Here is a 21,603-nt window from a genome sequence, read left to right as displayed (position 1 = left end):
TGGGCGTTGTGCGTTTGGCGTTGGGCGTTTGGCGTTTGGCGTTGGGCGTTTGGCGTTGGGCGTTGGGCGTTGGGCGTTGGGCGTTGGGCGTTGGGCGTTGGGCGTTGGCAGTTCGGGTTCAATTCTGTCTCTTTCGCTGAACGCTGAACACTGAACGCTGAACGCTGAACACTGAACATTGAACGCTGAACACTGAACGCTGAACACTGAACGCTTAACACTCAACGCCGAACGCTCAACGCTCAACGCTCAACACTCAACACTCAACGCTCCGAGCTGAGCAGTCCCAAGTAGGCCTGCACCGTGGCGGCGTAGCCCATCTCCAGCGCATCGGCCATGAAGGCGTGACCAATGGAGACTTCTTGCAGGCCCTTCACCGCCGCCACAAAGGCCGGTAAGTTGTCGCGGTTCAGGTCGTGGCCTGCGTTCAAGCCCAGGCCGACTTGGGTGCCAGCATCCGCTGCCTCGGCGTAGCGCTGCAATTGGGCGGCCTGCTCGGGGGTGCCGAAGCTGGCGGCATAGGGTTCGGTGTACAACTCCACCCGGTCAGCCCCCAAGGCGCGGGCAGCGGCCATTTGCGCGGGGATGGGGTCCATGAACAGGCTCACGCGCACACCCAGCGCTTTGCACTCATCAACCAAGGGCTTCAAGCGCTCGGCGTCTTGCGGGAACAGCCAACCGTGGTCGCTGGTGAACTGGCCTTCGCTGTCGGGCACAAAGGTCACTTGGTGCGGGCGCACGGCGCGCACATGGCCCATCAGGTTGTGGAAAGGGTTGCCCTCAATGTTGAACTCGCGCTCGGGCCAGGCCTGCATCAGGGCGTGCAGCTCGGGCACGTCGCTGGCGCGGATGTGGCGCTCGTCCGGGCGGGGGTGGATGGTGATGCCGTTGGCGCCCGCTTGCAGACACATCTCGGCGGCGCGCGCGACGCTGGGCAGATCTAAGTGCCGCGAGTTGCGCAGCAAGGCAACTTTGTTGACGTTGACCGACAAGGCCACGCGTTGGGAAAAAGTGGTCGTGGAGGTGTTCATAAGTTTTGCAGGTCCAGCATCATTTGGCGGGTGCGCAGTGCACCCACGCCGCAATGGTAATTGAGCAAGAGGCGCAAGGGGCGTTGCAGCTGCACCAAAAGGTCGGCACATTCGCGCAACAAGGCCGCCATGGGAACGGCAGACGCCAATGCGGTGTGCAGGTCTTGCCACTGCGCACCGCACAAAGCGCTGCGGCTGTCCGCACCCACCCATTGCAGGCCCGCCTCGGGTACCAAGGTGTAACGGTCTGTGGGCGACAGGGGTTTGAGGGTCAGGGTCTGCACATCGAGCGCGGGCAGCAAGCCCATCTCTTTGAGCAGCAAGAGCTCAAAGCCGCGCAAAGCCCATTGCAAAGCGTCCGGGTCGCCGCTGGCCAGCAGGCGCACGGCGGCGGCGTACACGTCAAACAGCCGGGGGTGCGGGTCGTCACGGGCGGTCAAACGCATGAGCAATTCGTTCAGGTAGTAGCCCGACAGCAAGGCCTCTCCGGTGGGCATGACGTGCCCGCCCACCCACTCGGCCGACTTGAGGGTGCGCACGTCGCCATCGCCCCCAAAAGCCAGCGACAAAGGCTGCAAAGGCAAGAGCACCGGGCGAAAGCTCGAGGTCGGCCGCTTGGCCCCTTTGGCCACCAAGGCCACGCGGCCGTGGTGGCGGGTGAAGACGTCCAAAATCAGGCTGGTCTCGCTCCAGTCGTAGCGGTGCAAGACATAGGCGGGCTCGTCGGCGATCCGCTTTGTGGCCATGGGCGCGGGGCTTACTCGTAACCGAAGCTGCGCACGCGGGCTTCGTCGTCGGCCCAGCCCGAACGCACCTTGACCCACAGCTCGATGAAGACCTTGGCGTCCAACAGCCGTTCCAGCTCGACGCGGGTTTCGGTGCCGATGCGCTTGAGTTTTTCACCCTTGTCACCGATCACCATGGCTTTGTGACCGTCGCGCTCGACCACGATGGTGGCCGCGATGCGCAGCATGCGTTTGGCGGTGCGACCGGCCTCTTCCTCGAACTTGTCGATCACCACGGTGGAGGTGTAGGGCAACTCGTCACCCGTCAGGCGAAAGAGTTTTTCGCGCACCATCTCGCTGGCGAGAAACTTCTCGCTGCGGTCGGTGAGTTCGTCTTCGGCGTGAAACCAAGGTTGCTCGGGCAGGTATTTTTCGCACACGCCCAGCAAGCGCTCAATGTCTTTGGGCTGCTTGGCCGACATGGGGAAAAACTCTGTAAAAGCGTGGCGCTCTTGCATCTCACGCAACCAAGGCGCAATGTCACCCCGGCGGTGCACGTTGTCGAGCTTGTTGGCCACCAACAAAACCGGTATGCCGGGCTTGAGCAGCGCCAGCACTTTGGCGTCTGCCGTGGTGAAGCTGCCGGCCTCGACCACGAACAAGACCAGGTCCACATCGCTCACGGCCCCCACCACGGTTTTGTTCAACGACTTGTTCAGCGCGGTGCCGTGGATGGTCTGGAAACCGGGCGTGTCCACAAACACGTACTGCGACGCCCCTTGGGTGCGGATGCCGGTGATGCGGTGGCGCGTGGTTTGGGCTTTGCGCGAGGTGATGCTGATTTTTTGGCCCACCAGGGCGTTGAGCAAGGTGGATTTACCGACGTTGGGCTTGCCCACGATGGCCACCAGGCCGCAATGCTGCCCATCAACGGGCAAAGGCGCAGGCGCCAAGGTCACGGCGGGCAAGGCGGCGTCCTCAGAGGCATCGCGCGGCTGAATGGTCACCCCCGCGATTTGAACCGGACGGCGCATGGCTTTGTCTTGCGGCGTGAGGCCAGATGCGTTGGGGGTTTTGTCGGTGCTCATGCGGTGCTTTCGGATTTCAGGGTGCGCAGCATGGCGCAAGCTGCTGCTTGTTCGGCTGCACGACGCGACGCGCCCGAGCCTTGTTGGGTTTGGCGCAATTCGGTCACTTCGCAAGACACTTCGAACTGTTGGCGGTGTGCAGCGCCAGAGGTGCCAACAACCGTGTATTTGGGCAGCGCGAGCTTGCGCCCTTGCAACCACTCCTGCAGCTCGGTCTTGGGGTCTTTGCCCACCGCCTGCATGTCGGGCTTGATGTCGACCTTGGCAAACAAGCGTTCGACCAGGGTCTGCGCGTCCTGGTAACCGCCATCGAGGTAGACCGCGCCGATGATGGCCTCGAGCATGTCAGCCAAAATCGAGGGCCTGCCTTGGCCGCCCGAGCGCATCTCGCCTTCACCCAAACGCATCACGCCGGAGATGTCCAGCGTTTTGGCCAATTGGTGCAGCGTGTCTTGCTTGACCAAGTTGGCACGCACCCGCGACAAGTCGCCCTCGGGCATCTCGCCCAACTGGACATAAAGCATGTGCGAGACCGCCAGGTTGAGCACCGAGTCGCCCAAAAACTCCAAGCGTTCGTAGTGGTCGGCGCTGAAACTGCGGTGCGTCAGCGCCTGCTGCAGCAAGGCCACTTGGCCAAAGGCATAGCCCAGACGAACTTGCAGCTCGGACAAGCCCGATGGGGCATGCGAAGACGTGGTCACACGCACCTCAGTCAAAAGCGCCAATGCGCTTGAGGTTGCCAAAATTCATCCACACAAAGAAGGCTTTGCCCACGATGTTGGCGTCGGGCACAAAGCCGAAGTAGCGTGAATCGAGAGAATTGTCACGGTTGTCACCCATCACGAAGTAGTGGCCTGTGGGCACTTTGCAGATCACGCCCTCGACGGTGTAATTGCAATTTTCACGGCCAGGAAAGGGGTCAGCACCCGGAACAAAAGCAGGCCGCGTGTCGTCTTGCAAGGTTTGGTGGGGCTTTAGGCCGAGCAATTCGCGGCGGTGTTTGTGGTATTGCATGGTCGAGTCGTCAAAGAAGTCCGGCAAGACTTCGGTGGGCACGGGTTGACCATTGATGCGCAATGTTTTGTTCAGATAGGCCACCTCGTCGCCGGGCAAAGCCACCACGCGCTTGATGTAGTCGACACTGGGTTTGGGCGGGTAACGGAACACCATCACATCGCCGCGCTGCACCGGTGTGCCTTCGGTCAACTTGGTATTGGCCACCGGCAGGCGAATGCCGTAATGGAATTTGTTGACCAAGATCAGGTCGCCAATGTGCAAGGTGGGAATCATGGAGCCCGAGGGAATCTTGAAGGGCTCAAACAAAAACGAGCGCAAGATGAACACCACCACGATCACCGGGAACAGGCCCGCTGTCCAGTCCAACCACCACGGCTGCATCAACAGCTTTTCGCGGCTTTCGCGGATGTCGGTGTCCACTTGATCGATGCCCATTTTGCCCAGATCAGTGCGGCGTTGTGCCGTTTCGGCTTCCAGCTGAGCCACCGCTTTTTGGCGTTGCGGCAAAAAGAAAAAGCGCTCGGCCAGCCAATAAATGCCGGTGACCACGGTGGCCAACAACAGCAGCAGGGCGAAGTTGCCCTCGAGGTAACCCAGGTACCAAGAACCCGCGTAAGCAAGAAACGCGGCCAGGATCAAAGACGTGAGGAACTGCATCAATCTTCCACCTGCAAAATGGCCAAGAACGCCTCTTGCGGCACCTCGACCGAGCCAATTTGTTTCATGCGCTTCTTGCCGGCTTTTTGTTTCTCCAGCAGTTTGCGCTTGCGCGAAATATCGCCACCGTAGCATTTGGCCAAGACGTTTTTACGCATGGCCTTGATGCTTTCCCGCGCGATGATGTTGGCCCCAATGGCCGCTTGAATCGCCACATCGAACATCTGGCGGCTGATGATCTCGCGCATTTTGGCGACCACCGCACGCCCCCGGTACTGTGACTGTGAGCGGTGCACGATGATGGACAGCGCGTCGACCTTTTCGCCGTTCAGCAAGATGTCCACCTTGACCACGTCAGATGTCCGGAACTCTTTGAACTCGTAGTCCATGGAGGCATAGCCTCGGCTGACCGATTTGAGTTTGTCAAAAAAGTCGAGCACGATCTCGCCCAGCGGCATCTCGTAGGTCAGCATGACCTGGCGGCCGTGGTAAGCCATGTTGAGCTGCACACCGCGTTTTTGGTTCGCCAGCGTCATCACCGGGCCCACGTAGTCTTGCGGCATGTACAAATGCACCGTGACAATCGGTTCGCGGATTTCTTGCAGCTTGCCTTGGTCGGGCATCTTGGACGGGTTTTCCACCATGATGACTTCGCCACCCGGTTGGACCACTTGGTAGACCACGCTGGGCGCGGTGGTGATCAGGTCTTGGTCGAACTCGCGCTCCAGCCGCTCTTGCACAATTTCCATGTGCAACAAGCCCAAAAAGCCACACCGAAAACCAAAGCCCAGCGCTTGCGAGACTTCGGGCTCGTAGTGCAAAGAAGCGTCGTTGAGTTTGAGTTTCTCCAGCGCGTCGCGCAGGCCGTCGTATTGGTTGGCTTCGGTCGGGTACAGACCTGCAAACACCTGTGGCTGAATTTCTTTGAAGCCTGGCAAAGCCTCGGTCGCTGGGCCCAAATTGTTGGGCAGTTTCTTTTCCAGCGTGACGGTGTCGCCCACCTTGGCCGCCTGCAACTCTTTGATGCCCGCAATGATGTAACCCACCTCGCCCGCTTTGAGCGATGGGCGCGGCTCGTTAGCGGGGGTGAACACACCCAAGCTGCCCACTTCGTACACCGCGTTGCTGGCCATCATCTTGATGCGTTCGTTTTTGAGCAACTGGCCGTCCACCACACGCACCAGCATCACCACACCCACGTAGCTGTCAAACCAGCTGTCAATGATCATGGCGCGCAGGGGCGCATCCGTTTTGCCTTTGGGCGGTGGCATGCGGGCCACCACGGCTTCGAGAATTTCTTCAATGCCCATGCCGGTTTTGGCCGAACACGGAATGGCGTCGGTCGCGTCAATCCCGATCACGTCTTCCACTTCCGTGCGGGCGTTGTCCGGGTCGGCATTGGGCAGGTCCATCTTGTTGAGCACCGGCACCACCTCCACACCCAAGTCGAGGGCGGTGTAGCAGTTGGCCACTGTTTGGGCTTCCACGCCCTGGCTGGCGTCTACCACCAGCAAAGCCCCTTCGCAGGCCGACAAGGAACGCGAGACCTCGTAAGAGAAGTCCACGTGGCCGGGTGTGTCGATCAGATTGAGGTTGTACACCAGGCCATCTTTGGCCTTGTATTGCAGCGCAGCAGTTTGCGCTTTGATGGTGATGCCACGCTCTTTCTCGATGTCCATCGAATCGAGCACTTGGGCTTGCATGTCCCGCGCTTCGAGGCCGCCGCAGTGTTGGATCAAACGATCGGCCAGCGTGGATTTGCCATGGTCAATGTGGGCGATGATCGAAAAATTTCTGATGTGGTTCATCAAGGAAGTTCTGCAAGTGTTTGTGGATCAAGGATCCGAAAAAGAAAAAAGGGCGCGTCTGGTGTTGACGCGCCCTGAACCAACCATCAATGGCAACTGCGAAAGTTGGAGGTTCATTGTAGGCAGATTGGCTCGTTCGCACAGCCTGCTGAACAGGTAGGACTTGTCAAGAAGGCTATTGAGGAGGATTTTATCAACATCTTATCCACAGGAAAAAATGCTTTTAAATGGACAACTTGTGGGCTGGCTGTGGATTCAAGGCAGATCAAGGTTGGGGATTTCGCATGGTGAACCCGGCGCTGCCCTACAGGCCATGAATCGCACACTTTCAAGCGAGATTTTAACCAAATTGTGCATGAGAACCCAAAAAGTCAGCAGTTACAAACTTTTAAAAAAAATCATGCTTGTGATGCGAAATCCACAGTCAAATCAAAACCCATTGTCCCCAAAACCTCAAGAAGTTAAGGGCCAATGGGCATTCGCCGCCTTCAGGGCGAGGGGCGTATCAGCACGTACTGCGCCCCATCACCACGCCGAATCAACACGCTGACGGGCTTGGTTTTGTCTATCCGAGCCATCAAGGCTTCAAAAACCGCGACCGATGTGATCTCGGTATTGGCCACCGCCAATATCAAGTCGCCCTCGCGGATGCCGGCGCGGCTGGCCGCATCGACAGCAGCGTCCACACGCACACCGGCACGCACACGGGCTTGCTTCTTTTGCGCTTCACTCAGTTCACTCAGGGTCAGGCCCAAGTGCTGAATGTTGGCGCTTGGGGCTTCTTTCTCAGGTGCAGCAGCGGTCTTTTGCTCTGCCTCGACCTCGGCCACAGTCAACCGAATGTCTTTGTTTTCACCTCGCCTGAATACCGTCATGGTCACGCTGGTCCCGGGCTTGGTGTTGCCCACAGCGCGGGGCAAGTCGGCAGTTTTTTCAATCGCTTTGCCATCGAATTTGAGGATGATGTCACCCGCTTCGATACCGGCTTTTTCAGCGGGAGAGCCCTCTTCCAAACCACGCACCAACACGCCTTGCGCTTTGCCAAGGCCAATGGATTGAGCCACCTCTTTGGTCACGGGGGCAATCATGACGCCGATCCGTCCACGGCTGACACGGCCTGTCGATCGCAGTTGATCGCTGACACGCATGGCTTCATCCATCGGGATGGCAAATGAAATGCCCATGAAACCGCCAGAGCGGGAGTAAATTTGGCTGTTGATGCCCACCACCTCGCCTCGCATGTTGATCAGTGGGCCGCCCGAGTTTCCGGGGTTGATGGCCACATCGGTTTGGATGAAAGGCAGGTAATCGCCAGTGTCACGCTGCTTGGCACTCACAATGCCTGCGGTCACGGTGCTTTCTAAGCCAAACGGCGAACCGATCGCCATCACCCACTCACCCACCCGCAAACGGTTCACATCGCCCACCTTCACCGCTGGCAAGCCGGTGGCTTCAATCTTCACCACCGCCACATCGGTTCGTTTGTCCGCGCCCACCAAGCGGGCTTTGAATTCGCGTTTGTCGGTCAAGGTCACCAACACCTCATCTGCACCGTCCACCACATGGGCGTTGGTCATGATGAAGCCGTCTGAGCTCAGGATGAAGCCCGAACCAACGCCGCGGGGTTGCGCTTCGTCTGGCGGCCTGTTGGGTTGTGGCGCTCTTCTGGGCCCGTTGGGCATGGGGACTCCAAAGAAACGCTTGAACAATTCTTGCATCTCTTCGTCAGGGGTATTGGCACCTGCTGCATTGGACCGTGATTTTTCAAGTGTTCGGATGTTGACCACGGAGGGCCCTACCTGCTCAACCAGTTCGGTGAAGTCGGGCAATCCACGCAGCGTGGTCCCGGCGCTTTGGGCCATCGCGACACCCGGTGGCACAAGCATCACGCCAATCAACAAGGCATTTGCCAAAAAAACAGCAGCAACTTTGTGGGTCCAAATTTTTGTCAACACACGATCCCCTTTTTGATAGTCAAGCCCCATGCGAAATTTAAAAGTCTCTGGCGCAGTCGATGCACCGAATCGCACCGCAGCCCATTCAACGCGCTCTCGGCCGCTCCAGCGTGTCAAGCGGCTTCGGGCGCGAATATACAGCGCATCTAAATCCGTGCCACTTTGAGGGCATCGCGCTTTTTTGCAGCCATGCGCAAGTCAGCAATGCCCCGGGCTGAGGACGGGCCTCATCGGTACATTGAACCCAGAGCAGCAAACGGGTGTCTGTGTCCCAACCCACCCACAAGCTCACCCTTTGCAATTCGCCCCGCGCGGCAGCGCCATCGGGCAGCCAAAACCAGTCTTCTCCGCTCCACAGCAAGCGCCCGTCGCGCAAGGTTTGCCGAGGAGCCCAGCCAGCAACAAGGCCCACACACCCGGCCCAAAATAACCAGCCCAGCCAGACCTCAGTTTGGGCCGCACCACTGCTCCACTGCCAGCCGATCAAGCCTGATGCGGACAACAAACTGGCCCCCATCCAGCCAGCCCGGCCCCAAACAAAACGCCCCACCGGAAAAGCCACAGGTGGAGCGTTTTGCATGCTGGTGACCCGTCTTTGCGTTCAAACCATGCGCTTGAACAACAAAGAACCGTTGGTGCCTCCAAAACCGAAGTTGTTTTTCAGCGCCACGTCGATTTTCATGTCGCGTGCCGTGTTGGCGCAATAGTCCAAATCGCACTCGGGGTCGGGGTTGTGCAGGTTGATGGTCGGCGGCACTTTTTGGTGGTGCAGCGCCAGCACAGTGAACACGCTTTCAATGCCCCCTGCACCGCCCAAGAGGTGACCGGTCATGGACTTGGTCGAACTGACCACGGTTTTGTAGGCATGGTCGCCCAAAGCCGCCTTGATGGCATTGGTTTCGTTGATGTCCCCCAGCGGCGTGGAGGTGCCGTGGGCGTTCAGGTAATCGATCTGGTCGGCGTTGACACCCGCATTGCGCATGGCGTTGACCATGGCGCGGCGCGGGCCGTCCATGCTGGGTGCAGTCATGTGGCCCGCGTCAGCGCTCATGCCATAACCTGACAATTCGGCGTAGATCTTGGCACCCCGCGCTTTGGCGTGTTCGTACTCTTCGAGCACCATCACACCCGCGCCTTCGCCCAGCACAAAACCATCACGGTCTTTGTCCCAAGGACGAGACGCTGCGGTCGGGTCGTCGTTGCGGGTCGACAAAGCGCGCATGGCGGCAAACCCACCCACACCCAAAGGGGACACGCAGGCCTCAGAACCGCCTGCGACCATCACATCGGCATCGCCATACTCGATCAAACGACTGGCCTCGCCAATGGAATGCAAACCTGTGGTGCAAGCGGTCACCACCGACAGGTTGGGGCCTTTGAAGCCGCTGCGCATGGAGACGTGCCCAGAGATCATGTTGATGATCGAGGCGGGCACAAAAAATGGGGAAATGCGGCGCGCGCCGCGAGCAATGTACTCGCTGTGGGTTTCTTCGATCAGCGGCAGGCCACCGATGCCAGAACCAATCACCACACCGATGCGGCAAGCCTCTTCTTCATCCAGCGCATCGCCCGTGGGCAGCCCAGCGTCTTGGATGGCTTGAGCCGCCGCGGCGATGCCCAAGTGGATGAAGCGGTCCATGGTCCTCGCTTCTTTGGAGGACATATAAGATTCGATGTCAAAGTTTTTGACCTCGCCCGCAAACCGGCAGGCTACGGCCGAGGCGTCAAACCGTGTGATCAGTCCAATGCCGGACTCACCGGCCAGCAGCTGGGTCCAAGCGTCAGCGACCGTGTTGCCCACAGGGCTGACGCATCCCAAACCCGTGACAACAACGCGGCGCCGGGTCATCTTCGATCAGGCCTTCTTGTGTTGCGCGTAGTCGATCGCAGCTTGCACCGTGGTGATCTTTTCTGCGTCTTCGTCAGGGATTTCGATGCCAAACTCGTCCTCGAGGGCCATCACCAACTCCACTGTGTCCAGGGAGTCGGCACCCAGATCGGCCACAAAGGCTTTTTCGTTGGTAACTTGTGACTCTTCAACGCCCAGTTGTTCGGCAATGATTTTCTTGACACGTGCTTCGATATCGCTCATAGGGTCCCTCTGAGGGTTGTGAAAAACGCAGATTTTACCTGCCCTGAAGCCTGTTTGAGGATTCAGGCCATGTGCATGCCACCATTGACATGCAATTCTTGTCCTGTGATGTAGCCGGCCTGCGGCCCGGCCAAAAAGGCCACCGCATGGGCGACGTCATCTGTCTGACCCAAATGCCCCAAAGGAATTTGGTTCAACAAGGCTTTGTGTTGCTCTTCGGGCAGGCTGGCGGTCATGTCGGTGGCGATGAAACCCGGGGCCACGCAATTGACGGTGATCTGGCGGCTGCCCAGTTCGCGGGCCAACGCACGGGTCATACCGGCCACCCCAGCCTTGGCCGCCGCGTAGTTGGCCTGCCCGGGGTTGCCCGAAGCGCCCACCACACTGGTGATGCTGATGATGCGGCCGTAGCGCTGCTTCATCATGGGGCGCATCACGGCGCGGCTCATGCGGAACACCGCCTTCAAGTTGGTGTCCAGTACCGCGTCCCAGTCGTCGTCTTTCATGCGCATGGCCAAGGTGTCGCGGGTGATGCCCGCGTTGTTGACCAGCACCTGCAAGCCTCCGTGCGCCTTGACAATGGCCTCGATCAGCGCGCTGCCCGCCTGCGCGTCGTTCACATCCAAGTTCGCCCCCCGGCTGTCGGGGTAAGCCGACAAGGCTTGGCTGATCTTGGCGGCACCTTCATCGGTGGTGGCTGTGCCCACCACCACAAAACCGGCTTGCGCCAAACGCAAAGCGATGGCCGCGCCAATGCCGCGTGATGCACCCGTGACCAGCGCGACCTGTTGGGATGGGGTCTGTTGAACGTCGGTCATGCCAGTTGTCCTTTCACGGCGGCCAAGGTGGCCGGGTCATACAAAGCCAGGCCGGTCAATTCGGGGTCAATCCGCGTCGTCATGCCAGTCAATGCTTTGCCGGGTCCACACTCCACCAAGGTGCGCACACCACGGGCTTTGATGGCTTGCACACACTCCACCCAGCGCACCGGACCAAAGGCTTGGCGGTACAAAGCATCTCGAATGCGCTCGGCATCGGTCTCGATGGCGACATCGATGTTGTTGAGCACCGGGATTTGCGGCACACCCAAGCTCAGGGTGGCCAATTTTTCACGCAACTTTTCGGCTGCGGGCTGCATCAAACTGGAATGGAACGGGGCCGACACAGGCAACAACAGCGCCCGCTTGGCGCCCATGCCTTTGAGCACTTCGCAGGCCTTGTCAATAGCGGCCTTGCTGCCCGCGATCACGGTTTGCGCCGCATCGTTGAAGTTGACGGCTTGCACCACCTCGGCGCTGCCAGCTGCAAAAGTGGCTTGCGCTTCTTGACAGCCTGCAATCACCTTGTCGGAAGGCAAGCCCAAAATGGCCGCCATGGCCCCCACACCCACCGGCACGGCCGCTTGCATGGCCGCCGCGCGCAAGCGCACCAGCGGTGCCGCTTGGGCCAGCGTCAACACGCCCGAGGCCACCAAAGCGCTGTACTCGCCCAAGGAATGACCGGCCAGCACCACAGGTTGGGCACCGCCTTCGGCCAACCAGGCGCGGTAGGCTGCCACCGCCGACACCAGCATCACGGGCTGGGTGTTGGTGGTCATGGCCAAAGCTTCTTTGGGGCCTTCGTGGATCAGTTGGGCGATGTTTTCACCCAAAGCCTCAGACGCTTCGTGCAGGGTTTCAAGGACCACCGGGTGGTCGCCCCACGCGTCCAACATGCCCACCGACTGGGAGCCCTGACCTGGAAATACAAAAGCAAATGTCGTCATAAACCAATTTTTGAGAAGCTAGGCAACAGGCCAGGTGCCAGCAAGCCGCACCGACCCCTGATGGGCGCGCCCAGTGGTTGTCAATAGCGCAGGATCACCGACCCCCAAGTGAAACCGCCCCCCACGCCTTCCAGCAAGACGGTTTGGCCGCGCTGCACGCGCCCGTCGCGCACTGCGGTGTCCAAGGCCAAGGGGATCGAGGCGGCCGAGGTGTTGCCGTGCTGGTCCACCGTCACCACCACTTTGTCGGCGCTCAGTTTGAGTTTTTTGGCGGTGCTTTGCATGATGCGGATGTTGGCTTGGTGCGGAATCAACCAATCGATGTCGGCATCGGTCAGTTGGGCTTTGGCCAAGCTGGCGCGAGCCGTGTCTTCGAGCACCCCCACCGCCAGTTTGAAGACCGCCGGGCCGTCCATCTTGAGCACCGGATCGCCCAAAATGCCGCCCCGGTTGACATGCCCGGGCACACACAAAATGTCTTTGTAGCGGCCATCGGCGTGCAAGTCGGTGGCCAAGATACCCGGTTGCTCGGAAGCTTCGAGCACCACGGCACCCGCACCATCGCCAAACAACACGCAGGTGGTGCGGTCCTTGAAATCCAAAATGCGGCTGAAAACCTCTGCGCCAATGACCAAAGCGCGCTTGGCCGAACCCGACTGGATCATCGAATCGGCCACGGTCAACGCATAAATGAAACCGCTGCACACCGCCTGCACATCGAACGCTGGGCAACCCGACGCACCCAATTTGTGCTGCACCATGGTGGCCACCGAGGGAAACACCATGTCCGGGGTCGATGTGGCCACCACGATCAGGTCGATGTCCTGCGCGCTCAGGCCCGCAGCGTGCAGCGCTTGACGCGCCGCTTCGGTGGCCAAATCACTGCAACCCTGGTGGTCGGCCGCAAAGTGCCGGGCTCGAATGCCCGTGCGTTCAACGATCCAGCTGTCCGAGGTTTCCACGCCTTGCAAGGCCAATTCGGCGGCCAGATCGTCGTTGCTCAGGCGCTTTTCCGGCAGGTAGCTGCCAGTGCCCAGAATGCGGGAGTAAGTTCTCATACAGATGTGGTGGCTGGTTCTGCCCGCTCCGCCTGCATACCGGTCAATAAAGGGGCGGCATGGGCAATGCGTTCGCGAACACGGTCCAACAAGTGGTTTTTGGATGCATCATAAGCCCGGTTCAAGGCGGCCTCAAAAGCCACCTCGTCGGCAGAGCCATGGCTTTTGAACACCAACCCGCGCAAACCCAGCAAAGCAGCACCGTTGTAGCGGCGGTGGTCTACGCGACTTTTAAAGGCTATTAGCACCGGATAAGCCAAAATAGCTGTAAATTTAGTGAAGATATTGCGCGAGAACTCGGCCTTTAAAAATCCACCGATCATGGTGGCCAGGCCTTCGCTGGCTTTCAAAGCCACATTGCCCACAAAGCCGTCGCAGACCACGATGTCGACCGTGCCCTTGAAAATATCGTTGCCCTCGACATTGCCATGGAAGTTCAAATCGCCTGAATTGCCTGCAGATCGCAACAATTCACCGGCTTTTTTGATGATTTCATTGCCCTTGATGGCTTCTTCACCGATGTTGAGCAGGCCCACCGAGGGCTGCTCTTTGTTCTGCAAGACGGCCACCAAGGCCGAGCCCATCACGGCGAACTGCAGCAAATGCTCAGGGCTGCAGTCCACGTTGGCCCCCAAATCAAGCATGGTGGTGCCGCCGCCTTTGAAATTGGGCATTTGACCTGCGATGGCGGGACGGTCGATGCCCTCCATGGTTTTCAGCACATAACGGGCGATGGCCATCAACGCCCCGGTGTTGCCAGCCGACACGGCTGCCGATGCTCGGCCATCGCGCACCAACTCGATCGCCACGCGCATCGAGGAGTCTTTTTTCTTGCGCAGAGCCACCTCAAGCGGATCGTCCATTTCCACCACTTCGCTGGCAGCCACCACCTCGGCCCGGTCATGGGACCACGCGGTCAAGGCCTCGGCACGTCCCACCAACAACAAAAGGGCATCCGGGTGTGCCGACAAAAAATGGCGACATGCCGCCAAAGTGACTCGGGGACCATGGTCGCCGCCCATGCAATCGACAGCCAAGGTGATCGGGGTGGTCGTGGTCATGGGGTCCTGTGCTCAGAGGCGTGAAAAATCAAGGCCAAAAGTACAAAAGCCCGAGGCTACTGCGAAAGTAGCGCCGGGCCTGTGCAGGCTTGAGGGCTGGGCCGATCAGGCTTCGGATTTGTTTTTCAACACTTGGCGGCCACGGTAAAAACCGTTGGGGCTGATGTGGTGACGCAGGTGAATTTCGCCTGTTGTAGGCTCTACAGCGATGCCCGGCACGTTCAGGGCATTGTGCGAACGGTGCATACCGCGCTTGGAAGGCGACTTTTTGTTTTGCTGAACAGCCATGATGGCTCCTTGGATTCTGGGAGGCAGCGTCAATGCAACGCGGCGTCTGGTTGATGAGATTGTCGTTCAGCAGCACTGAGCGAAGCCCCAAATTATAGCCCAAGACCGTTTGACATGAAACTGTGACGGCCCACCACTCACCTGGGCGCGCCGGTTTTGAGACCCGCAAGGATCTCAAAAGGCTTGGGCCGCTCGGCGGCCTCTTCAAATTCAGGGTCGACCGCCGACATCGGCACGGCTTCTGGGCACACCGCGTGCAAGGGCACCAGCGGCAAGGACAAAATCAACTCATCCTCTACCAAGGCCAAGGCGTCCAAGTCACGGCTGATGACCAAAAGATCTTCTTCGACCTCATCGTCCATGGCTGCGGCCGTCGCTTCATCGGCCACAAAACGAAACGAACGCTGGGCCTGAACTGTTTGCAAAACAGCACCCAAACAGCGCTGACACTGCAGAGGCAATTGCAGCGATGCTTGGATGTCGAGCCAAATTTGATCGGCACCGCCGGCCTGTGGCAGCGCACGAGCTTGCAGTTGCCAGACCACGGCACTGGCGGTCAAGGTGTCACCGTGCTGCTCAAGGGCCAAACGTGGCCATTCGGCCAAGGCGCTCTCACCGTGCCCATGCGCTGCGTCACGGGCCAATGCCAGCACATCCAAATGTTGGGGGTCGAATTTTTTATCCATGGCCCCAGTGTAAGAGAATCACCTTTTTGAATGAACTGGGAACTGCACTTTGACCTCGACCTTTGCTGCCTCTGAAGCCTCCAATGCTTTCGATGCCTCTACCGTCCCTGCACGCTCGGTGGTTTTGGGCTCGACCTCCCGTTACCGCCGCGAATTGCTGGAGCGCCTGCGCATTCCCTTTGAGGTGAGCGCACCTGAAGTGGACGAAACACCCCGGGCAGGAGAAAGCCCAAGAGCTTTGGCCTTGCGCCTGGCTTTGGCCAAAGCCCAAGCGGTCGCAGCGCTTCACCCCGAAGCGGTGGTGATCGGCTCCGATCAGGTGGCCGATCTGTCGGGACAAGCCTTGGGCAAACCCGGCGAACATGCCCGTGCCGTTGCCCAGTTGCGCCAAATGCGTGGCCAAACCGTGATTTTTCATACCGCTTTGGCGGTGGTTTGTTTGGCTTCGGGCTTTAGCCAAGTGGATTTGGCCCAGGTGCGGGTGGTCTTTCGCAACCTGAGCGACGAGGAGATTGAGGCTTATCTGCAGGCCGAACAGCCCTACGACTGTGCGGGCAGCGCCAAGAGCGAGGGCTTGGGCATTGCCCTTTTGGAGTCGATCGACAACGACGACCCGACCGCACTGATCGGGCTGCCTCTCATCCGCACCGCCCGTTTGCTGCGCCAAGCTGGGGTGAAACTGCTGTGAACGCACCCACCCCACCAAAAGGTCGCCTGCTTTTGGTGCCCACCCCGCTGGACTTTGGCTGCGCCGAACAAGCCCCCATCAACCATGTGCTGCCCAACAACACCCTGGCAAGCGCCGCCGGCATTCGGCATTGGATCTGCGAAAACGCCAAAAGCACCCGGGCGTTTTTGAAGCGCGTAGGCGAAACCCACCCGCTGATCGCGCCTGTGGCCGAACAAAGCCTGATCGAATTGCCGCGACATGTGCATAAAAAAGGCGACCACCAGTCTGGCTTTGATGGAAAACCGTTGTTGAGCGCGGCCCTAGAGGGACACGATGTCGGCCTGGTCAGCGAAGCTGGCATGCCCGCCGTGGCCGACCCGGGCAGTTCGGTGGTGCGAGCAGCGCACGATCTGGGCATCGCTGTGGTGCCTTTGGTTGGCCCGGTGTCGCTGCTCCTGGCCTTGGCCGCCAGTGGCTTGAATGGGCAAAATTTTGCTTTTGTCGGCTACTTGCCACAAGACGCGGCAGAGCGCTCGGCCCGGTTGAAACAACTGGAGTCTTTGGCACTTAAAACGGGCCAGACCCAACTGTGGATTGAAACCCCGTACCGCAACGCGGCCATGCTTGGCAGCTTGCTGCAAAGCCTGCACGCCACCACCCGCCTGGCCATTCTCAGCGGCTTGACACTGCCCAGTGCCAGCACCCAGAGCCACACGGTAGGGCAATGGAGAAAAGGGCTCAAAGGCCCGGACAGTCACACGCCAGCGGTGTATGCCTTAGGCCCTTGATCTGCCCATGATTGGGCGCATCACAAGCCATTTCAACGCAGACTGGCCCCCATGCTGCGCATGGCGCGCACGCTGCCCTCACCCACAGCCACACCAAAACGCTTGACAAAGCGTTCGGCCACATTTTCGCGTTGCGTGTAGTCGATCACATCCGGGGCTTTGACAACATCACGGGCCACGCCATCAATGCTGCCCAAGCTGTCGGCCAAGCCCATGTCGACCGCTTGCTGGCCGCTCCAAAAGAGACCGCTGAACAACTCCGGAGACTCTTTCAGGCGATCGCCCCGGCCTTTTTTAACCACCTCAATGAACTGGGCGTGAATTTGGTCCAACATGGCTTGCGCATGCTGGCGCTGCGTTTCGGTTTGCGGGCTGAAGGGGTCCAAAAAGCCCTTGTTCTCACCCGCCGTCATCAAGCGCCTTTCCACCCCCAGTTTGCCCATGAGTTCGGTGAAGCCAAAGCCATCCATCAAAACGCCGATGCTGCCCACCAAGCTGGCTTTGTCGACATAAATTTGGTCGGCTGCCGCAGCAATGTAGTAAGCGGCAGAGGCACAAGACTCTTCCACCACCGCATAGATGGGCTTGTTGTGCAGGGCGCGCAAACGCGTGATTTCGTCGTTGATCAGCCCTGCTTGCACTGGGCTGCCGCCCGGCGAATTGATGAGCAAAACCAAGGCCTTTGACCCCGGGTCTTCGAGCGCGTTGCGCATGGACTGCATGACGTTTTCAGCGCTGGCTTCGGTGCCTGGGCCAATTTCACCCTCCACCGTCACCAAGGCGGTGTGGTCCATGCTCGGCTGGCTGACGCCAGCGTTGAAACTGAAGCTGAACAACTGCCAAAATAAAAATCCAAACAAAGACAACCAAGCCAAGCTGGTGCCGATTTTCCAGCGACGCTGCGATTTTTGCTCCTTCAGGTGGGCAAAGGCCAAATCGCTCAAAGTTTTTCGGGCCCATGTTTCATCCACAGGTTCGATGACCGTCGCTGGCGCAGGCGCGTTGGCCGATGCGGCTGCTTCAGAGGCGGCAAAAAGGGCAGCGGACGGCCTGTCTTGTGGTTCTTGCATGGTCAAAATTCAAACGGTTTTAAGTTGTAGGCAGTATGCCAGTGAACCACGCCGTCACGCTCTGAAAGGTCTATCTTGACCAAGCCGCCACGGCATGGACCGCCTGCGCAAACGCCCGTGTCGGGCTGGTAAGCAGCGCCGTGGGTTGCGCACAAAAGCCAGCGTCCGGTGTTGTCAAAAAAACGGTCCGGTTGGTAATCCATTTCCATGGCCACGTGGGTGCAGCGGTTCAGATAAGCGTGCACCTGATCCTCGTACCGGATGGCAAAGGCTCGGCATGTTTGCCCGGCATAAACAATGTCAAAGGGCACGGCTGGCCCACCATTGACCAAGTCGGCACTGCGGCACAAAGGGACCTTAGGCTCCATGCGCGCTCCTGCTCAGGCGTGCTGCAGCAACCAGTCGTGCAAGTCTTGCACGCTGTGCGCCACATGGCGCGGATTCAGGGCATGAAAGGCATCGGGCTCGTGCGCGCCATAGCTCACCCCCACGCTTGCACAGCCTGCGTTCAGGGCCATTTGCAGGTCGTGCGTGGTGTCGCCAATCATCAAGCTGCGCTCGGGCGGGATGCCAAATTCGCGCATCAACTCGTTGAGCATTTGGGGCTTGGGTTTGCCAGCGGTTTCGTCGGCGGTGCGCGAGCCATCGAACACGCCACGCAGCGCGACCGCCTGCAAAGCCTCGTTCAAGCCGAGGCGACTTTTGCCGGTGGCCACCGTGAGCCAGTGGTGGCGGGCTTTGAGGGCCTTCAACATGGGCAGCACACCTTCAAACAAACTGATGTCGTTTTGGTGCTGCAGGTAATGGTGGCGGTAACGCTCGCCCAAAGCAGGGTATTTGTCTTGCGGCACATCGGGCGCGGCGTGCGCCAGCGCAGGCAAGAGCGACATGCCGATCACATACGACGCGGCTTCGCGGGTGGGTCTTTGCCCGCCGACATCGACCACCGCCTCTTGAATGCAGCGGGTGATGATGGCGGTGGAGTCAAACAAGGTGCCGTCCCAATCGAAGGCAATCAGGTCAAACTGGCGGGGTCTGGCGTTGGGCATGGTCTATGTACGCTTTCAATTCAGCGGGTAAATCGGCTTGCAAAGCCACACGCTCGGCGCTCACGGGGTGAGTGAACTGCAACTGCCAGGCATGCAAAAACATGCGCGCAAGTACGGGGCCAGAGCGGGGTTTGAGCAACTGGCGATTCCAGTCGAAATCGCCATACTTGTCGTCCCCAGCGATCGGGTGACCTTGCGCTGACAAATGCACCCGAATTTGGTGCGTGCGGCCAGTCTTGATGGTCACCTCTAACAAGCAAGCGCCCGGCCAGCGCTGCGCCACCTTGACCAAGGTGATGGAACGCATGCCGTCGGGATCTTCTGGCGTGGTCACGCGCACGCGGCGCTCGCCTTCTTGCCCGTCTTTGCCTGGCAACAGGTATTTGTGCAAGGGTTGGTCAATCACCTTGAGCTTGGACGGCCAATCGCCCTTGACCAATGCCAAATAGGTTTTGCCGGTTTCTCGCTCGCGAAACTGGTCTTGCAGGTGTTTCAAGGCACTGCGTTTTTTAGCCACCAGCAAAATGCCGCTGGTGTCACGGTCCAGCCGATGCACCAATTCGAGCAATTTCGCCTGGGGTCGCGCCTGGCGCAGCTGCTCAATCACGCCAAAACTCACGCCAGAGCCGCCATGCACCGCCACCCCCGAAGGCTTGTCGATCACCATCAAACAGTCGTCTTCCAAAAGCAAAGGAAATTCGCGGCCAGGCGCTGGGTTTGCGGTTTTTTCGGCCACTTTGTCAGACAGTCGCACCGGAGGCAGGCGCACCAAGTCACCCGTTTGAACCCGGGTGTCGGCTGCCGCACGCCCTTTGTTGATGCGCACCTCGCCACTGCGGATGATGCGGTAAATGTGCGTTTTGGGCACCCCTTTGAGGTGGCGCATCAAAAAATTGTCCAATCTTTGACCGGCAGACTCACTGTCCACGGCCAAGCTTTTGGCAGCTGGCGCAGCAGTGGCGAACTTGACCCCTATAATGTGATTCACTGGCTTTTAGCTGTAAGTGGTTGATTCAAATGGAAATGAATTCTTGGAGAGCAGGAGTTTAGTCCACCACCACCGCGCCAAGCCAGATGGTCGATGCCACCCTCGCCACGATTTTGCAGACTGAAGGCCCCTGCCAACAGTGGCAAAACGCCCGAAGGTTGGGCCGACGCCCAGAAACCCAGATACGGAATACCCAAATTCATCAGCCCCCTAGGCTGGTGAAAGGATCAAAGCGAAATGTTTGTGTTGTTGTTCAAAACTTGGCTGATGCGCTTGGAGTGGCTGACAAAGCCACTGCACGCCCTCGTGCCTTGCTCTGGGCAAATTGTCTTGGACACCGGGGCCACCCCTCGGAAGTGGCCAAATCTTGACACAGTTTTTGACTCGCCCCATCCACGCGCCACGGTTCCCATTCCTGTGCTCACGCGCAGCTGAGTGACGGACCACTTCGGCAATTCCCTTCGTTTCAGGCGTCAGCTCCGGCAACGTGGGCTTTGTGGTTAGCAATAACCCAAAGCCGGTTGTGTAAACAGGCTTTGCGCGCGCAAACATCCCTTTGCGCCCAAGCCAAGCTGACAAGAGAAGGAACGCATCATGAAACGGATGCTGATCAACGCCACGCAAGCTGAAGAGCGCCGCCTGGCCATCGTCGATGGACAAAAACTCCTCGACTACGAAATTGAAATCGAAGGCCGCGAGCAACGCAAGGGCAATATTTACAAAGCCATTGTGACCCGCGTCGAGCCCTCGCTCGAAGCCTGCTTTGTGGACTACGGCGAAGAGCGCCACGGCTTTTTGCCCTTCAAAGAAATTTCGCGCCAATACTTTGCTGAGGGCGTGTCCGTCAGCCAGGCACGCATCCAAGACGTCATCAAAGAGGGCCAGTCCCTCTTGGTGCAGGTCGAAAAAGAAGAGCGCGGCAACAAGGGCGCGGCCCTGACCACCTTTGTCAGCTTGGCTGGCCGCTATGTGGTGCTCATGCCCAACAACCCCCGTGGCGGTGGCGTGAGCCGCCGCATCGAGGGCGACGACCGGGCCGAGCTCAAAGAAGCCATGGACCAGCTCGAACACCCCAAAGGCATGTCCATCATTGCCCGCACCGCTGGCATTGGCCGCTCTGCGCCCGAATTGCAGTGGGACTTGAACTACCTGCTCAAGCTGTGGACCGCGATCGACGGCGCCACGCAAGGCAAAGGCGCATTTCTGATTTACCAAGAATCCTCGCTTGTCATCCGCGCGATTCGGGACTATTTCAACAACGACATCGGCGACATCCTGATCGACACCGACGACATCTACGAGCAAGCTCAGCAGTTCATGAGCCACGTGATGCCCGAGTTTGCCCCGCGCGTGAAGCGCTATCGTGATGACGCACCGCTGTTCAGCCGCTTTCAAATCGAGCACCAGATCGAGTCGGCCTATGCCCGTACTGTGCAATTGCCTTCGGGCGGTGCCATCGTGATCGACCACACCGAAGCTCTGGTGTCGGTGGACGTGAACTCGGCCCGCGCCATCAAGGGCGGTGACATCGAGGAAACCGCCACGCGCACCAACTTAGAGGCCTCAGATGAGGTGGCCCGCCAAATGCGTTTGCGCGACTTGGGCGGCCTGATCGTGATCGACTTCATCGACATGGACGAAAGCAAGAACCGCCGCGAGGTGGAGAACCGCTTGCGCGATGCGCTTCGCCAAGACCGTGCCCGTGTGCAGTTTGGGGCCATCAGCAAATTTGGCCTGATGGAAATGAGCCGCCAACGCTTAAAGCCCGCCTTGTCTGAGGGTGCGTCCATCCCCTGCCCCCGATGCG

Annotated in this window: 22 protein-coding genes; 3 read left to right on the top strand and 19 right to left on the bottom strand. The window is 59.3% G+C overall.

What is annotated here, in order from left to right:
• Positions 1-263: 263 nt before the first annotated feature.
• The 15 genes from ACIQ39_RS10980 to ACIQ39_RS10910 form a co-directional block, all read right to left on the bottom strand.
• Entirely contained in the window at positions 264-1,031 is a 768-nt protein-coding gene (locus ACIQ39_RS10980) for a pyridoxine 5'-phosphate synthase (RefSeq protein ID WP_396434638.1), read from the bottom strand.
• The gene (gene recO / locus ACIQ39_RS10975; RefSeq protein ID WP_396434637.1) at positions 1,028-1,777 is read right to left on the bottom strand and encodes a DNA repair protein RecO; all 750 of its coding nucleotides are present in this window, start codon (positions 1,775-1,777) and stop codon (positions 1,028-1,030) included. The genes ACIQ39_RS10980 and recO overlap by 4 nt, the downstream gene beginning before the upstream one ends.
• Before the next feature lie 11 nt (positions 1,778-1,788).
• A complete protein-coding gene (gene era / locus ACIQ39_RS10970) occupies positions 1,789-2,844 on the bottom strand; it encodes a GTPase Era (RefSeq protein WP_396434636.1) in 1,056 nt (351 codons plus the stop codon).
• Complete coding sequence (gene rnc, locus ACIQ39_RS10965) at positions 2,841-3,545, bottom strand: ribonuclease III (RefSeq protein WP_396434635.1); 705 nt, start codon at positions 3,543-3,545, stop codon at positions 2,841-2,843. Before rnc ends, era begins: the two co-directional genes overlap by 4 nt.
• Positions 3,546-3,552: 7 nt before the next feature.
• Positions 3,553-4,518, bottom strand: a complete 966-nt coding sequence (gene lepB, locus ACIQ39_RS10960; protein WP_396434634.1) for a signal peptidase I — start codon at positions 4,516-4,518, stop codon at positions 3,553-3,555.
• Positions 4,518-6,326, bottom strand: a complete 1,809-nt coding sequence (gene lepA / locus ACIQ39_RS10955) for a translation elongation factor 4 (protein WP_396434633.1) — start codon at positions 6,324-6,326, stop codon at positions 4,518-4,520. Before lepA ends, lepB begins: the two co-directional genes overlap by 1 nt.
• Before the next feature lie 488 nt (positions 6,327-6,814).
• Complete coding sequence (locus ACIQ39_RS10950) at positions 6,815-8,212, bottom strand: DegQ family serine endoprotease (protein ID WP_396434640.1); 1,398 nt, start codon at positions 8,210-8,212, stop codon at positions 6,815-6,817.
• Between the two features lie 670 nt (positions 8,213-8,882).
• On the bottom strand, positions 8,883-10,130 hold the full coding sequence (fabF, locus tag ACIQ39_RS10945; protein ID WP_396434632.1) for a beta-ketoacyl-ACP synthase II: 1,248 nt from the start codon (positions 10,128-10,130) through the stop codon (positions 8,883-8,885).
• A 6-nt stretch (positions 10,131-10,136) separates the two neighbouring features.
• Positions 10,137-10,373 (bottom strand): acyl carrier protein, encoded by a 237-nt coding sequence (acpP, locus tag ACIQ39_RS10940; RefSeq protein ID WP_396434631.1) that lies wholly within the window; start codon positions 10,371-10,373, stop codon positions 10,137-10,139.
• Positions 10,374-10,435: 62 nt separating this feature from the next.
• The gene (gene fabG, locus ACIQ39_RS10935; protein ID WP_396434630.1) at positions 10,436-11,191 is read right to left on the bottom strand and encodes a 3-oxoacyl-ACP reductase FabG; all 756 of its coding nucleotides are present in this window, start codon (positions 11,189-11,191) and stop codon (positions 10,436-10,438) included.
• The gene (fabD, locus tag ACIQ39_RS10930) at positions 11,188-12,138 is read right to left on the bottom strand and encodes an ACP S-malonyltransferase (protein WP_396434629.1); all 951 of its coding nucleotides are present in this window, start codon (positions 12,136-12,138) and stop codon (positions 11,188-11,190) included. Before fabD ends, fabG begins: the two co-directional genes overlap by 4 nt.
• An 80-nt stretch (positions 12,139-12,218) precedes the next feature.
• Positions 12,219-13,196, bottom strand: a complete 978-nt coding sequence (locus ACIQ39_RS10925; protein WP_396434628.1) for a beta-ketoacyl-ACP synthase III — start codon at positions 13,194-13,196, stop codon at positions 12,219-12,221.
• Positions 13,193-14,257, bottom strand: coding sequence for a phosphate acyltransferase PlsX (plsX, locus tag ACIQ39_RS10920; protein ID WP_396434627.1), 1,065 nt, complete (start codon positions 14,255-14,257; stop codon positions 13,193-13,195). Before plsX ends, ACIQ39_RS10925 begins: the two co-directional genes overlap by 4 nt.
• A 105-nt stretch (positions 14,258-14,362) precedes the next feature.
• Positions 14,363-14,545, bottom strand: a complete 183-nt coding sequence (gene rpmF, locus ACIQ39_RS10915) for a 50S ribosomal protein L32 (RefSeq protein WP_019575026.1) — start codon at positions 14,543-14,545, stop codon at positions 14,363-14,365.
• A gap of 137 nt (positions 14,546-14,682) precedes the next feature.
• The gene (locus tag ACIQ39_RS10910) at positions 14,683-15,231 is read right to left on the bottom strand and encodes a YceD family protein (RefSeq protein ID WP_396434626.1); all 549 of its coding nucleotides are present in this window, start codon (positions 15,229-15,231) and stop codon (positions 14,683-14,685) included.
• A 124-nt stretch (positions 15,232-15,355) separates the two neighbouring features.
• On the opposite strand from ACIQ39_RS10910, the gene ACIQ39_RS10905 reads away from it, so the two are divergent.
• Both ACIQ39_RS10905 and ACIQ39_RS10900 read left to right on the top strand, forming a co-directional pair.
• The gene (locus tag ACIQ39_RS10905; RefSeq protein WP_396434639.1) at positions 15,356-15,919 is read left to right on the top strand and encodes a Maf family nucleotide pyrophosphatase; all 564 of its coding nucleotides are present in this window, start codon (positions 15,356-15,358) and stop codon (positions 15,917-15,919) included.
• Positions 15,916-16,689, top strand: coding sequence for an SAM-dependent methyltransferase (locus ACIQ39_RS10900; RefSeq protein WP_396434625.1), 774 nt, complete (start codon positions 15,916-15,918; stop codon positions 16,687-16,689). The genes ACIQ39_RS10905 and ACIQ39_RS10900 overlap by 4 nt, the downstream gene beginning before the upstream one ends.
• A 32-nt stretch (positions 16,690-16,721) precedes the next feature.
• On the opposite strand, the gene ACIQ39_RS10895 is transcribed toward ACIQ39_RS10900, so the two are convergent.
• The 4 genes from ACIQ39_RS10895 to ACIQ39_RS10880 are packed head-to-tail and all read right to left on the bottom strand — an operon-like array spanning position 16,722 to position 19,796.
• Positions 16,722-17,759, bottom strand: coding sequence for a S49 family peptidase (locus tag ACIQ39_RS10895; protein WP_396434624.1), 1,038 nt, complete (start codon positions 17,757-17,759; stop codon positions 16,722-16,724).
• A gap of 2 nt (positions 17,760-17,761) precedes the next feature.
• The gene (locus tag ACIQ39_RS10890) at positions 17,762-18,127 is read right to left on the bottom strand and encodes a Rieske (2Fe-2S) protein (RefSeq protein ID WP_396434623.1); all 366 of its coding nucleotides are present in this window, start codon (positions 18,125-18,127) and stop codon (positions 17,762-17,764) included.
• Positions 18,128-18,139: 12 nt separating this feature from the next.
• A complete protein-coding gene (locus ACIQ39_RS10885) occupies positions 18,140-18,808 on the bottom strand; it encodes an HAD family hydrolase (protein ID WP_396434622.1) in 669 nt (222 codons plus the stop codon).
• Positions 18,780-19,796: an RluA family pseudouridine synthase gene (locus ACIQ39_RS10880; protein ID WP_396434621.1), complete on the bottom strand. Its 1,017-nt coding sequence runs from the start codon at positions 19,794-19,796 to the stop codon at positions 18,780-18,782. Before ACIQ39_RS10880 ends, ACIQ39_RS10885 begins: the two co-directional genes overlap by 29 nt.
• 594 nt (positions 19,797-20,390) lie before the next feature.
• Between ACIQ39_RS10880 and ACIQ39_RS10875 the strand changes: the two genes are divergently transcribed.
• Positions 20,391-21,603, top strand: a 1,213-nt coding sequence (locus ACIQ39_RS10875; RefSeq protein ID WP_396434620.1) for a ribonuclease E/G, incomplete at its 3' end; no start/stop codon positions are given.

The sequence above is a fragment of the Limnohabitans sp. genome (assembly GCF_044361645.1).
GTDB lineage: Bacteria > Pseudomonadota > Gammaproteobacteria > Burkholderiales > Burkholderiaceae_C > Limnohabitans_A.
The sequence above is the reverse complement of the archived record's forward strand: the minus strand, read 5'-3'. Positions and strand labels throughout refer to the sequence as shown.